This window comes from Pseudomonas mediterranea CFBP 5447 (assembly GCF_000774145.1).
GTDB lineage: Bacteria > Pseudomonadota > Gammaproteobacteria > Pseudomonadales > Pseudomonadaceae > Aquipseudomonas > Aquipseudomonas mediterranea.
Genome location: NZ_KN322983.1, coordinates 254,887 through 268,253, shown reverse-complemented (window position 1 = coordinate 268,253; position 13,367 = coordinate 254,887). Strand labels below are relative to the sequence as shown.

General features: G+C 62.3%; 14 protein-coding genes. 11 read left to right on the top strand and 3 right to left on the bottom strand.

Going from position 1 to position 13,367, the window contains the following annotated elements; translation table 11 throughout:
- The 8 genes from gspF to gspM are packed head-to-tail and all read left to right on the top strand — an operon-like array spanning position 1 to position 5,440.
- Complete coding sequence (gspF, locus tag N005_RS06685) at positions 1 to 1,209, top strand: type II secretion system inner membrane protein GspF (protein ID WP_047700480.1); 1,209 nt, start codon at positions 1 to 3, stop codon at positions 1,207 to 1,209.
- Positions 1,210 to 1,212: 3 nt separating this feature from the next.
- Entirely contained in the window at positions 1,213 to 1,668 is a 456-nt protein-coding gene (gspG, locus tag N005_RS06680; protein ID WP_047700479.1) for a type II secretion system major pseudopilin GspG, read from the top strand.
- A gap of 2 nt (positions 1,669 to 1,670) precedes the next feature.
- Positions 1,671 to 2,138 (top strand): type II secretion system minor pseudopilin GspH, encoded by a 468-nt coding sequence (gene gspH / locus N005_RS06675; RefSeq protein ID WP_047700478.1) that lies wholly within the window; start codon positions 1,671 to 1,673, stop codon positions 2,136 to 2,138.
- Positions 2,131 to 2,514 carry a type II secretion system minor pseudopilin GspI gene (gene gspI / locus N005_RS06670; protein ID WP_047700477.1) on the top strand — a complete coding sequence of 128 codons (384 nt, stop codon included), beginning with the start codon at positions 2,131 to 2,133 and terminating at the stop codon, positions 2,512 to 2,514. Before gspH ends, gspI begins: the two co-directional genes overlap by 8 nt.
- On the top strand, positions 2,507 to 3,040 hold the full coding sequence (locus N005_RS06665) for a type II secretion system protein GspJ (RefSeq protein WP_047700476.1): 534 nt from the start codon (positions 2,507 to 2,509) through the stop codon (positions 3,038 to 3,040). Before gspI ends, N005_RS06665 begins: the two co-directional genes overlap by 8 nt.
- A complete protein-coding gene (locus N005_RS06660; protein WP_047700475.1) occupies positions 3,037 to 3,882 on the top strand; it encodes a type II secretion system protein GspK in 846 nt (281 codons plus the stop codon). Before N005_RS06665 ends, N005_RS06660 begins: the two co-directional genes overlap by 4 nt.
- Positions 3,882 to 4,985, top strand: a complete 1,104-nt coding sequence (gene gspL, locus N005_RS06655) for a type II secretion system protein GspL (protein WP_047700474.1) — start codon at positions 3,882 to 3,884, stop codon at positions 4,983 to 4,985. Before N005_RS06660 ends, gspL begins: the two co-directional genes overlap by 1 nt.
- Positions 4,985 to 5,440, top strand: coding sequence for a type II secretion system protein GspM (gene gspM / locus N005_RS06650; protein WP_047700473.1), 456 nt, complete (start codon positions 4,985 to 4,987; stop codon positions 5,438 to 5,440). The genes gspL and gspM overlap by 1 nt, the downstream gene beginning before the upstream one ends.
- Positions 5,441 to 5,592: 152 nt before the next feature.
- Here the strand turns inward: gspM and N005_RS06645 are convergent, their stop codons facing one another.
- Positions 5,593 to 6,849, bottom strand: a complete 1,257-nt coding sequence (locus N005_RS06645) for an MFS transporter (protein WP_414057986.1) — start codon at positions 6,847 to 6,849, stop codon at positions 5,593 to 5,595.
- Positions 6,850 to 6,989: 140 nt separating this feature from the next.
- Between N005_RS06645 and N005_RS06640 the strand changes: the two genes are divergently transcribed.
- From N005_RS06640 to N005_RS06630, 3 genes are read left to right on the top strand one after another with little or no spacing between them, the layout of a single operon-like run.
- Positions 6,990 to 7,925, top strand: a complete 936-nt coding sequence (locus tag N005_RS06640; RefSeq protein WP_047700471.1) for a LysR family transcriptional regulator — start codon at positions 6,990 to 6,992, stop codon at positions 7,923 to 7,925.
- Between the two features lie 22 nt (positions 7,926 to 7,947).
- The gene (locus N005_RS28050) at positions 7,948 to 8,253 is read left to right on the top strand and encodes a type II toxin-antitoxin system RelE/ParE family toxin (protein WP_081993227.1); all 306 of its coding nucleotides are present in this window, start codon (positions 7,948 to 7,950) and stop codon (positions 8,251 to 8,253) included.
- The gene (locus tag N005_RS06630; RefSeq protein ID WP_047700469.1) at positions 8,250 to 8,537 is read left to right on the top strand and encodes an addiction module antidote protein; all 288 of its coding nucleotides are present in this window, start codon (positions 8,250 to 8,252) and stop codon (positions 8,535 to 8,537) included. Before N005_RS28050 ends, N005_RS06630 begins: the two co-directional genes overlap by 4 nt.
- A gap of 47 nt (positions 8,538 to 8,584) precedes the next feature.
- On the opposite strand, the gene N005_RS06625 is transcribed toward N005_RS06630, so the two are convergent.
- Positions 8,585 to 12,601 carry a dermonecrotic toxin domain-containing protein gene (locus N005_RS06625; RefSeq protein WP_047700468.1) on the bottom strand — a complete coding sequence of 1,339 codons (4,017 nt, stop codon included), beginning with the start codon at positions 12,599 to 12,601 and terminating at the stop codon, positions 8,585 to 8,587.
- Between the two features lie 310 nt (positions 12,602 to 12,911).
- Entirely contained in the window at positions 12,912 to 13,358 is a 447-nt protein-coding gene (locus tag N005_RS06620; protein WP_047700467.1) for a hypothetical protein, read from the bottom strand.
- Positions 13,359 to 13,367: the final 9 nt, after the last annotated feature.

Genomic DNA, 13,367 nt, shown 5'->3' with positions numbered 1-13,367 from the left:
ATGCCGACTTTCGATTATCGGGCCGAAGATGCCCAGGGCCGGCGCTGCAAGGGGCGGGTGGAGGCCGACAGCGCCCGTCATGCCCGTCAGCTCTTGCGCGGGCGCGGATTGTTGCCCTGGGAGCTGCGCGAGGGCGAGGCGCAAGCCACCCTGGCTGCCCGCTTCGTCGGGGCGCGACTGAGCCCGGCCGACCTGGCGTTGTTGACGTTGCAACTCTCCACGCTGATCCAGGCCGGGCTCCCCCTCGAAGAATCCCTGCGGGCCGTAGCGCAGCAGAGCCAGAAGCGTCGCGTCGTCCACCTGTTGTCGGCGGTGCGCACGCGGGTAATGGAAGGCCACGCACTGGCCACGGCACTGAAAGCGTTTCCCCAGGCCTTCCCCGAGCTGTTCTGCGCCACCGTCGCGGCGGGCGAACAGTCCGGTCACCTGGGCCAGGTGCTGGAACAACTGGCGACCTACACCCAGGCGCGCCAGGCGTCTCGCCAGCGCATTCAGTTGGCGCTGGTATATCCGCTGATTCTGCTTTTGGCCTGCGTGGCGATCGTCGCTTTCCTGTTGGGCTATGTGGTGCCGGATGTGGTGAAGATTTTCATCGACAGTGGCCAGCCGTTGCCCTGGCTCACCCAGGCGCTGATCGCGGTGAGCGATGGGATGCGCCGCTATGGAGCGCTGATGCTGGTGGCCCTGGCTGGATCGTTCGGGCTGTGGCGCTGGAGCCTGCGCCAACCGCTGTGGCGCCTGCGCTGGCATCGCCTGCTGCTCAGGCTGCCGCTGCTGGGCGACGTGTTGCGGGCGATGGAAGCCGCCCGATTCGCCAGCACCCTGGCAATCCTGAGCCAGAGCGCCGTGCCTTTGGTCGAGGCCTTGCACATCGCCGCGCAGGTGATTGGCAACCTGACCATCCGCGCCCGCATGGCCGACGTTGCCCGTTCGGTACGCGAAGGCGGAACCCTGACCCGTGGCCTGGAACTGGGCGGCGATATTCCACCGCTGATGCTGCACATGATCGCCAGCGGTGAACGGGTCGGCGAACTGGATCGCATGCTGGCCCGTGCCGCCGAACAACAGGAGGCCAGCCTCGCGGCGCGGATCGCGCTGGTGGTGAGCCTTTTCGAACCGGCCATGTTGGTGGTGATGGGCGGCGTTGTGCTGCTGATCGTCATGGCCATTCTCCTGCCTATCTTGAGCCTCAACCAATTGGTGAATTGATCGATGAAACTTCAAAACAACCGGCCCGCACGCCGTCAACGCGGCTTTACGCTGATCGAAATCATGGTGGTGGTGGTCATCATCGGCGTGCTGGGCGCCATGGTGGTGCCGCAGTTCATGAGCCGACCCGATCAAGCCAAGGTCACGGCCGCCCGCACCGATATCCAGGCGATATCCACTGCACTGGAAATGTACCGACTCGACAATTTCCATTACCCGTCGACCCGGCAGGGCCTGGACGCACTGAGTAAACGTCCGTCTGGCACGCCGGTGGCGAGAAACTGGAACCCCCAGGGCTATCTGAAAAGCCTGCCGATCGATCCCTGGGGCACCCCCTATCAGTATCTCAACCCCGGCCTCAAGGCCACCGATGGCAGCTACGACCTGTACTCGCTGGGGGCCGATGGCGAGCCGGGCGGTGACGGCGCGGCGGCCGACATCGGCAACTGGGGCGAATGAACATGGGCCGTCGCTGTCGGGGTTTCACCTTGTTGGAGTTGATGGTGGTCATCGTCCTGATCGGCGTGCTGGCGGGCATGGTCAGCCTCGCCATTGGGCCAAGCCCGGCGCGTGAGGCCCGGCAGCAGGCCCAGGATTTCATCCGTGTGGTGCAGCAGTTGCGCGAGCGGGCGGTGCTGGATGGGGTGGAATACGGCGTGCGGGTACAGCCTCGCGGCTATCAGGCATTGCGACTCGACTCCCGGGGCTGGACCGCCATGGCGCCCCTGCACCGGTTACCGGAAGGCATGACGCTGGGGCTGGAGCAGGACGGTCACGCCTGGGTCCTCGACGAGGCGTCAGGCGCGCCGCAATTGCTGATGCTCAGCAGCGATGAGATCAGCCCGTTCAGGTTGCTGGTGAAAGTCGCCGGCCAGCGTATTGCGCGGGTGTCGAGTGATGGTCTGGCGGAGCCGTCGATTGATGAGTGAGTTTCGCCGACCGGCCGCCTGCAAGGGATTTACCTTGCTGGAGGTCATGATCGCCCTGACGATTTTCGCCACGGTGGCAGCGGCCGCGCTATCGGCCAGCCAGTTCGTGCTCAGGCAAAGTGCAGTCCTGGAGGACCGCCTGTTTGGTGCCTGGGTGGCCGACAATCAATTGAGCGAGCTGCGCCTGCAAGCTGCCACTGCACCGGGCCGACAGCAACTGACCCGGTCTCTCGGGCGTCGCGAATGGACCCTGCAACAGCGCATCGCTCCGGCCCGCGACCCGCGCCTGCTTCAAGTCGAGATCCAGGTCAGCGGCGCTGGCAGCGCGTCCAGCGTGCATCAAACGACCGGGTGGATCCGCAACCGTCATGAATAGGCAGGCGGGGTTCACCTTGTTGGAACTGGTCATCGCCATCGCCCTCTTCGCGCTGCTCGGCCTCGCCGGTTGGCGCCTGTTCGACGCTGTCGTACGTACTCAGCAGGGGGCCGGTCAGTACGAGCGGGAAATCAGGGCCTTGCAGCGTGCCGTGGGCGTGATCGAGCGCGACGCGTGGCAGGCCGTGGCCGGCTCTGTCGTGCTCGGGCCGGGTCACCTGCAATTGCAGCGCAGTCATTGGCGCAATCCACTGGACCAGCCTCGCAGCGAGCGGCAGACGGTGAGCTATCGACTCGAAGGCGCAGCGTTGTGGCGCGACAGCTTTGGCGAAGGAACGACCACTCTGCAGCGGCAGAAACTGCTCGATGATGTCCGCAGCCTGAGTTGGCGCCTGTTTGACTCGCAACGGGGTTGGCATGGCGAAACCGCGGGCGACGGCTGGCCGCTGGCATTGGAACTGAACGTGTCGGTGGGGCGCTTCGAACAGATCCGTCGGGTGCTGCTGTTGCCGGGAGTGTTGCCATGACGCATCAACGCGGGGTGGCGTTGATCAGTGTGCTGCTGGTGTTGAGCCTGGCCTTGCTGCTGGTCGGTGGAATGCTGCGCAGCCATCGCCTGTTGCTGCACAGCAGCGCGCAACAGCTGCAACAGGTCCAGTTACGCCAATCGGGCCTGGCCGCCGAGGCCTGGGCGCGCGCCGTGCTGGAAGACAGCGTGAATAACCAGGCCGGGTCCGTCGACCTGAGTCAGGACTGGGCCCGTCTGGCGCCTGCCCTGGCGCTGGACGACGCCGGGATCGAGGTTGATATCGAAGACCTGTCCGGGCGCCTGAACCTCAGTCCATTGTTGGCCCGCGGGCAAGTCGATCAAGTGACCTTGGGACGCTGGGCCCGGTTGCTCACCTCGCTGGATTTACCGGAGCTGTCGTTGCCCCAGGTCGGAACGGTCCAGGAGTTGAGCCAGTTGCGTCTGTTGCCCGGCATCGACGGTCAGACCCTGCGACGCCTGGAACCTTGGGTGGCGGTGCTGCCCATGGACGCGCAGCTGAATATCAATACCGCACCGTTGCAGCTCTTGATGGTTCTGGACGGCATGGACGCCGGCGCCGCAAAGACCGTCATCGAACGGCGTTCCGACGCCCCCTACGCCAGCGTCCAGGCCTTCACCGGCGACCCGTTGTTGTCCGGCCTGGGCCTGAGCAGCCATGGCCTGGGGGTGAGCAGTCGCTGGTTCCGGATCACCGTGAGCGTGACTCAAGCGGACCGCCACCTGCGCCTGGCCTCGGACATCGAACGAGATTCCGCGACCGGGCACTGGACTGTTCGCCAGCGTCGCTTTTTACCTCTCAGCCCCAGTGAGCTTCCTTGATGAAAACCTGGCTATACCTGACCGCCGAGGGCGCGGGCGCCCCTTGTGCCAACTGGCGTTGCTGCGTGTGGTCGCCCTCGGGCGAGCGCCGTTGCCTGCCTTTGCACGAAGCCGCTCGTGAGTTGAACGGGCGGGTCGTCGATGTGCTGTTGCCGATGGAAATGTGCAGCTGGATGCGTAGCGATCCCTGGCCCTCTCGACGCCAGCCCCGACCCCAGGCCCTGGCATTTGCCATCGAAGAGCAGTTGAGCGAGAACCTCGAAGCGCTGCACATCGGCATCGGTCTACGAGACCGTCAACAGTGCTATCCGCTGCTGGTGATCCAGCGGGCCCGGCTCCAGGCGCTACTGGCGTTGCTCGACGCGCATGGCATCGATGTCCGGGCGATACATGTCGATGCCGAACTGATCGCCAAGGACAAGGCTTTCGGGGTGCGCTGGTTCGGCCGCTGGCTGTTGGGTGGGGCATTGCCGGCGCGGATGGCGCTGTCGGCCCAGGCCTTGGCGACACTCAAGCAGAGCCTGCCCGGGGACATCCACTGGCTGGACGAAGCCACTGACCGCCCTGGCATCGACGAGTGGCTACTGAGCCGCGAGGGGCATCCCATCAACCTGTTGCAGGGCGAGTTCCGACGGCGGCGTCAGCATCTACCCTGGCGCGGTGCGGCGACGGCCGCGCTGGGCATGTTCCTGCTTGCTTGGGCGTTCACTGAAGTGCGCATCGGCTTTCTGCAAAACGAAACCCGCCGTCTGCATGCGCATGCCGAGCAGCAATTCAGGTCGCTGTATCCCGGACAGGATCCTGTCGTTGACCTGGCGGCGCAGTTCCAGGCAATGCAGCAACGTCGCTCTCAGAACCCGGCCACCCAGGTCGCTCGGCTGGTCCGCCTGACAGAGCAGGTGATCGGCGCCAGCCTTGTCGAGGTGCAGCAGATCGAGTACCGAGAGCGCGAAGGCTGGAAAATCCAGCTGACCGCCAACAGCTTCATCGAACTTGAGCAACTGCGTGAGCGCGGACAGCAAAACGGTCTCCCGCTCACCTTGGGCAGCGCCAGCAAGCAGAGCAACCGGGTACAGGCGACGCTCACCCTGGAGGACAGTTGATGAGTCTCAATGGATGGACACACCTGAAACAGGCCTGGGAAAGCATGTCCGGCCGCGAGCAACGGTTGTTGCTGGGCCTCGCCGGGCTGGTCCTGGTGGTCGTGGGCTATACCTCGATCTGGCAACCCACCCGCCAACGCCTGGAGATCGCTGAGCGACAGTATCGCCAACAGGCGCAACTGACCGCACGGATCCAGCGCGCCGAGCCCGACCGGGATGCCAGTGCCGCGCTGCGTCCATTGTCGGTACGGGTCAACGACAGCGCGACAGCAGCGGGCCTGGAAATAGCCGAAATGGAGATCGAGGGCGATGCGTTGCGGCTCACTGTCACCGGCGATGCCAATCCGCTGCTTCATTGGTTGGATCGTCACGAGCGGGACGGCGCGGCCATGGGATCGCTGGCCTTGAAAGCGCGCGATGGCGTGTTGGAGGCGCGGGTGGTGTTGCGTCAGTGATTGGCTGACATGTGCCTGATGCCAGTCAGTTAACAATCAAACGGCGCAAACCCTGTGGGAGCGAAGCTTGCTCGCGATGGGGCAGACCAGCCGACATTGTTGTTGGCTGACTTACCGTAATCGCGAGCAAGCTTTGCTCCCACAGGAGGTGTTCAGACCGGCATGTTGCCGGGCAGCAGCGGCAATTTCGCCAGTTTTACCGCCACCGACAACGCCACCAGCAGCAACGCGCCGATGAACAGGCCGACACCGTTCCATCCACCCAGGTGCCAGGCCACGCCGCCAGCGGTGCCGGCCACGCTCGAACCGGCGTAATAGCTGAACAGATAAAGCGACGATGCCTGGCCTTTGGCGGTCAGGGCGCGGCGGCCGATCCAGCTGCTGGCGACCGAGTGGGCGCCGAAGAAGCCGAATGTGAAGACCAGCATGCCCGGGATCACCAGCGCCAGGGGTGTGGCCATGGTCAGGGCGAGACCGGCCAGCATCAGTGCGATGGTGGCCCAGAGCATCTTGCGTCGACCGAGCTTGTCCGCCAGTGCGCCGACTTTGGCCGAGCTGTAGATGCCCGACAGGTACACCACCGACAGCAGTCCGACGAAGGCCTGATCCAGATGATAAGGCTCGGCCAGCAGGCGATAGCCGATGTAGTTGAATAACGTCACGAAGGCGCCCATCAGCACGAAGGCTTCGAGGAACAGCAACGGCAAGCCGGCGTCGCGAAAGTGCCGGGTGAAGCCGTCCAGCAAGCTGCGTGGGTGCAGCGAGCGCGGGCGGAAGTTGCGCGACTCGGGCAGGATCCTCCAGAACACCGCCGCGGCGACCAGGGCGAGGCTGCCAATCACCAGCATCGCGGTGTGCCAGCTGACGAAATCGATCAGCACCCCGGTGATCAGGCGCCCACACATGCCACCGATGGCGTTGCCGGCGATGTACAGCCCCATCGCCAGGCCGATGTGCTTGGGATGGATCTCTTCGCTCAGGTAGGTCATCGCGACGGCGGCCAATCCGCTCAACGACAGGCCCACCAAGGCCCGGAGCAGCAGTACGCCATGCCAGGTCGGCATCATGGCGCTGGCCACCGTGCACAATGCGGCGGCGAACAGTGCGGTGACCATCACCGACTTGCGGCCGATGCGGTCGGAAATCGGCCCGGTGATCAACAGGCCGACGGCGAGCAGGCCGGTCGCCACCGACAGGATCAGGCTGCTTTGCGCCGCGTTGACGGAAAACTCCCTGGACAGCAACGGCATCATCGGCTGCACGCAATACAACAGGGCAAAGGTCGCAAAGCCGCCGCAGAACAGCGCCAGTACCGTGCGGATGAACATCGGCGTGCCTTTCTCGATGTAGATGTCCTTCAACTCGGTAACGACGTCGTCCTGCACGCGGGGTGGTATTTCATGGGCCAGTGGCGCGACAGCAGTTTTCACGATGGACCTCGCAGGGCACGATCAGGGCAGGCAATGAGAAAAGCATATAGCCGGCTAATGTTTCTATCCAATATATTGTTCGACCTGTTTAAGACGTTTAACGACCTATTGGGTAGCCCATGGAATTGCGTCACCTGCGTTACTTCATCGCCGTGGCTGAAGAGCTGCATTTCGGCCGCGCCGCACTGGCCCTGGGCATTTCCCAACCGCCCCTGAGCCAGCAGATCCAGGCGCTGGAGCAGGAGATAGGCGCGCGCCTGTTCGAGCGCACCAATCGTCGGGTCGAGTTGAGCGAAGCCGGGCGGTTGTTCCTCGAAGAGGCGCGGCGGGTACTGGCCCAGGTCGACAAGGCTGCCGACGTGGCGCGTCGCGCCCAACTGGGGGAGCTGGGTGAGCTGAAGATCGGTTTCACCTCTTCCGCGCCGTTCAACTCCACCATTCCCCAGGCAATCTTTTCGTTCCGCCAGCGGTTCCCGGCCGTGCACTTGAACCTGCGGGAAATGAGCAGTACCCAGGTGGCCGACGCGTTGCTGGACGAAACAATCGAGATCGGCATCATGCGCCCCCTGCCGCTGCCCGACGCCTTGAGCGAAATCGAACTCAGCCGCGAACCGCTGGTGGCAGTGCTCAGTTCCAAACATCCGCTGGCCCGGAGCAGCGACGAAGGCTTGTTCCTCTCGGCCCTGGCCCAGGAACCGTTCGTGTTCTTCCCCCGCAGCTACGGCAGCGGCCTCTATGCGCAACTGCTGAGCCTGGCCCGCGACGCCGGTTTCAGTCCCCACTTCGCCCAGGAAGCCGGCGAAGCCATGACCATCATCGGCCTGGTGGCGGCGGGGTTGGGCGTCTCGGTACTGCCGGCGTCCTACCAGCGGATACGGGTCGATGGCGTGGTCTATCGGCCATTGCTCGATCCGGCGGCGGTGTCGGCGGTGTGGCTGGTGCAGCGTAAGGACCAGCGTTCGCCGATGGCGAAGGCGTTTGTGGCGTTATTGGCTGAAAATACCGGTATTTCCGGTTCTGAAGGACGGCTTGATGTTGGCTTGAATGGTTTGTAGCTCAAGAGCTACACTGCGCGATATGACGGAGATTATTCGAAGCTGTACCTTTTCCGGCTGGCTCTCAAAGCTGGCAGACAGCCGCGCCAGAATTCGCATTCAGGTTCGAATCGATCGCATGGCTGATGGAAATCTGGGAGATGTCAAAGCTATAGGAGAAGGTTTGAGCGAAGCGCGTATCGATTATGGTCCCGGCTATCGAATCTATTTCATGCAGCAAGGCCGACAGTTGATCATTTTGCTGTGTGGCGGTGATAAAAGCAGTCAGACCCGTGATATCAAACAAGCCAGGCTCATAGCGAAATCCTGGCAGGAGCAAAACCCATGACCGAACAATTCACTCGTTGGGACTCTGCCGAGTACCTCAAGACCGAAGAGGACATGGCCAATTATCTGGATGCATGCATGGAGGAGGCCGGAGACGATCCCGCATTCATCGCAAAAGCCCTGGGGACCATTGCACGAGCTCGCGGAATGAGCCAAGTGGCCCGTGATGCAGGGTTGTCACGTGAGAATCTTTATCGTGCCTTGTCGGGGGAAGGCAATCCTGAATTTGGAACCATTTTGAAGGTTGTCAGAGCGTTGGGGTTGAAGCTGCATGCCAGTACTTGATCGATGACCACCTGCATGAATAAGGGCGCCCTTCGGCGCCCTTTTTCTTAGCCTTCCCAAACCGTCGCAGGACCATTGGCGTGGTAGTCGTAGAACCCTCGGAGTATCCAGCTATCGCCCTCGCGTTCAAACGCGGCGCGCCATGCGCCTTTGCCTCCGCCCGGGGTCAGTTGGGCCATGGTGTACCAGTAATATCGGTTGATTTTCTTGGTGGTTATTCTTCCCGCGCGAATATCTTCCGTGATGACTTGGACCCTGGTTTTCGCCGCCTCTGAGAAGCTGGCGTAGGACATCTGGGTTTCGGCCAATGGGCTGTTGGTGACGGTGAACTTGTCCCGTGCCGGCGATGGGGTGGGCAAAACCGGGGAGGGAATGGTGGGTGTTGTACCTTCCACTTTGTGGGTTCGAGCCTGGGTCACGATCTCGATATCGAACGGTTCGTAGTTGGCGAGTGTACGGCTGAAGTTCGTGATGTCTTCGCCGGTGAGCAACGTGACGTTGCGTTGGGTCCGGCCTTTGTGGGCGATGATGTAGGGTACTCGATTGTTTCTGATCTCCGTCAGCAGCCCGGGCTTGTGCCGGCGTTGCTTCTCCTGCCGAAGAGCCGCAATCAACTCGTCATAGCATTCGTCCGACGCCAGGTATTTTTCCCGGGCGGCCTTTGCTTCTGGTTCATTACCCGGGAATAACGTTTGTGCCTTGGCAGCCAGCCTGGCCTCCACGGCATTGAGCATTTCCCGGGTGCCTTGCGCGATCTTATCCATGGCCACCTTCTTCCTGCTTCCTTTGGAGGTGAAGGCCATGAATACGGCGCCGGTGATGTTATCCGTGATGATCGTTGTATTGACCCGAATCCGGTCTTCGGTAAAGAACATGCTCCTGTGTGACAGTATCGTGTCGTAGATTTTTATTTTCTGAATGTCGTTCAAGGTAACGTTGAATACGTTTGCTTCGATGTCCTTACTGCTAAGGACGACGATGCTCCACGTATTCATCTTGTCCAATAACGCCTGCTGGAAGGCTTTGCGCCTGGACAGGTTGCCGCGCCCCTGAGTCCAATCGAGTATTTGGGCGTGGTAGCGGTTTATGTCGAGGGCACCTATATCGGCCATGCTCTCGCGAAGAAGGCGTTCGGCCAATGCTTCAGGCATGGACTGGAAAATGTCCCTGGCGGTGCTGACTGCTTCGAGGGAAGGGTAGCGATTCATGACCAGTACGCCTTCCACCAACGCATTGCAGGTTCGTTGTTGCGGGGTTTCCGGAGGCCGGCCGAGCAGGCTCTGGAGCGCCCCGCCTCCGCGTAACCGATGCCGCTCTTCAACGCGCCAGCCGTCATTTTCCCAAGTGACTGTCCGCTGGTCCGTGCGATTGTTCGGTGAGTAAATAATTTGCTCGCCTGCCTGGACCGCCGTTTTGTAGTAGTCCTTCCCCAGCTTCAGGTAGCCCTGTCCGCTTGCGTCGCGGTAGCGGTGGCGTCCCTCGGCTATCAATCCATGTCCGTCGAAGCCGTTGAGGCGATAGGGTGCCAGCTCCGGATCCGGCATGCGGGGGATGGTGGAAAGCCTCGGCCGTGCGTGGCGCCGATGACGTCCCGCGCGGGCCATGATCAAATCCTGTCCGGCCTCGGCCATGACCTCTCCCAACCCGCTGATGAAATCAGACGTCCACTGGCGGAGGCTGCCATTTTCATCGTCTATCGCCGACACCGCGGCACCGCCCGCCATTGTCGGCAGGATCGCGCGACCCAACAGGCCGCCCAGCCGCCCTACCGGGAACACCGACATGGCGCCGGTCAACAGCATGACCCCGTTTCGGCGCCCTTCCTGCGCGGCAGCGCTATCGCGCTCGGCATTGCTCACCGTCAACATTTCCGTGGTTCTGATCGCGTGGGTGATCTGGGTTTCATGCAACACCTGGAGCAGGTTCGCTTCAACCGCGGGCGAAGCGATCTTCCTGGCGAAATCGTGCTGAGCCCGATCCTTCACCCACGCGAAGACGGACTGCGCGACTTTCTTGATCTTCTGCTCGAATGTCAGATCTTCCGACAGCGGTACCAGGCTTGCGAACTGCTCGGCCTGTTCCAGTAACGGCAACTGCGAGATGAGCCATCGGGTCATCTCCGGTGTGGCGGTAAGCGTCTGCACCAGGGTGGTTTCCAGGGTCCGGCTGCTGGTCGCATCCACGTCGCGGAACGTCTTGCCGTCCGGCGCGCCCGGCGTGTACAGCGTCAGCGAGGGGCGGCTCGCCAGCGTCTTGACCCCAAACGCCAGTATTTCTTTCAGTACGCTATCGCCCCAGTGCAACTGACGAACCACCACCTCATGCCCACCAACCTTGCCGCGCCCTGCCGCCACGGGGCTGTCCAGCGCCGCCAGCACCAGTTTCAATCCGGTATTGTCACGGTCGTGTCGCAGGTCGCCGGAGATGTGCGCCGCCCAGACCTGGGCTCGCATCTGCTTGGCTTTCAGGGCCATCCATTGCGCCTGCGTTCGCCGGGCTACAACTTGCAACTCGGTCGGCAGCCGGGCGCCGACATTGGCCCTTTCGATGATCTCTACAATCTGCGCAAAACTCAGCGGCCCTTCTACGGTGGGCCGAGGGGCATTGCGTTCGTCTAGCGTCAGATTGGACATCGCCCACTCCGTCAGGGAACGGCGGTCATCGATGACACCCCTGACGCTGCCTTGCGATATCCCGGAGCCAAACGGTGACCCGCCGGTGGGGGCATGGGGATCGATCAACTGCTTCCTGATACTCAGCGACACGTCTTCAGGGTCGACCGGTGGGTATTTCTCGCGGATGACACCCGCCAACAAAGTGCGGGTCCGGGCATGCAGGGCCTCCGGGGTCGCCAGCGTCACGGGGGCTGGCGCAGGGACCGTTTCCACCATGGTTGTCTGCACTGCCTGGGTCGCCTCCCACCACGCCAGGCGGTCGCTGCCGGTGACGTGGGGGTTGGTGTGCAACCAATCATCGAGTTTTTTCAGGCCCAGCCGCAGCTCACGTTCATCCAGGGCAGACGCCAGGTCCAGCCGATCCCCCAGATCCGCCGCCGCATCCAGCCTGTTCACCCACGCCGCGATCTCCTCTGCTTCTGCCGGGCCGCTGAGCAAGACACTGCCTACGGCGTTCTTTTGCGACGCCCGCAGTTCGGTGATCAAGCGGACCAGGAAGTTTTCGGCTATCGGTGCAGTGTCGATCTCGTCCCCGGGATTACTGTCTTCCAACAGGCTGGCCTTGAGCGCTTCCAGGTTGTCGTAGATGTGCAGTGGTTCGCCTGGACGGTATAGCAGCGCGCTTCCCGGCTCGCTGGCATTGTCATGTTGCGTCAGCACGACGGCTCCCGGCATGGGCACGCTGAAAGCCCACCGGTGCGGGGTCAGGCTCAGGCTATGCACACCGGGACGCTGATATTCGGTCATGTGGGCACGCGACGCCGCGCTCGGTGCCGGCAGGGCACGCTCTGTCACTGCCCGGTGCATTAGTGTGCTCAGCGTTCCGTCCAGCTTGTGAAGGTCCGCCTGGGCCTTGAGCTGTGTAGCCAGTTCACTGGACAACCAGGCGCCGATATTGCGGCCCGCCCTCGAATCGGCAGGTCTCCAGAAGTCGTCCAGCGCCTGGGTCAACAGCGCCTTGCACGAATCCGGCGTGATGCCGAGCAGTTGCTTGAGGTCTTCCTTTGCCTCATTGCTGTTCAGGGCTGGAGGGGCATCCGTGGCGTTATTCTGCTGAATGACCAAATCAATGATGTCTGGTTCGTCGAAGAGCTCGCGGACATCCAGTTTGCCCGCGATCGCCCGCCAGAAAAGCGTGTCGAGGCGGGTTGTGGTCCTGCCCCCTTCCTTGCGCCTGCATATGAATATTTCCTTGGCGGTGACGTTGCCGGGCAAGGCGGCAAAGGTCTTGCCGAGCCAGTCAGCCAAATGCTTTTCAAGCTGCTTCGAGGCACGTGGAACGGTGTCGTTCAGGCGGATCATCTTTTGCTGCGAGCTTTTCAACAGGCTGACCAGCGGGGCTCTTGGGTCCACGGCGCTATCGGTCTGTAGGGGTGTGTCTTCCAACATGGGCTCTTCCTGAGAAGTTTTCGGAAGAACAACCTATTGAAGAAAGGGGATGACTGGGTGGTAGATAGATACCGCACGTGGCGGTGTCGGGCAGGGTAGGAGGGACAGTGGATCGTTGTGGGAGCCGAGCTTGCTCGCGATAGCGGTGGATCAGCTTGCATCGCTGTCGACTGACCTGCCCCTATCGCGAGCAGGCTCGCTCCCACAGTGGATTTTCAGTGAACCAGACATCTGCGCCGGGCACAGAACCCTTGTGGGAGCGAGCCTGCTCGCGATGGCGGCAGGCCAGGCTACATCAATGCCGGAAGGCTCACTGCACCTTCGACAGATCCCCTTTCAATGCCACCCCAGCCATGATCGCGCCGGCATGGCATTCATAGGTTGTAGCGTCCTTGCGCTCGTTGCTCTTGTAGAAGCTGACGATGTTGGTCACGGCGTTGGCGCCGGCATTCTTGGCCGCCTGGTGCAAGCTGATCAGCGCCGATTGCAGCACCCATTCGCAGGCCGCTTCGTCGGACTTGTTGAAGGCGTTGGTTTTCTTGTTGGTCACTGCTCCGGGACTGATCACGGTGACGTTGCCGGCCGGTTTGTTGCCCGCCAGGTAGAACTTCACGCTGCCATCGATCTTGCCGGTGCGGATGGCTTCGGCGACGACCTTGTCGAAAGGCAGGTACAGCGCGGTATCACGGGCCTGGCTGAGGGTCGGCAGGGTGCTGAGCAACAGGGCGGCGGTAACAGCGATTTTCTTCAACGACATCATGGTCTC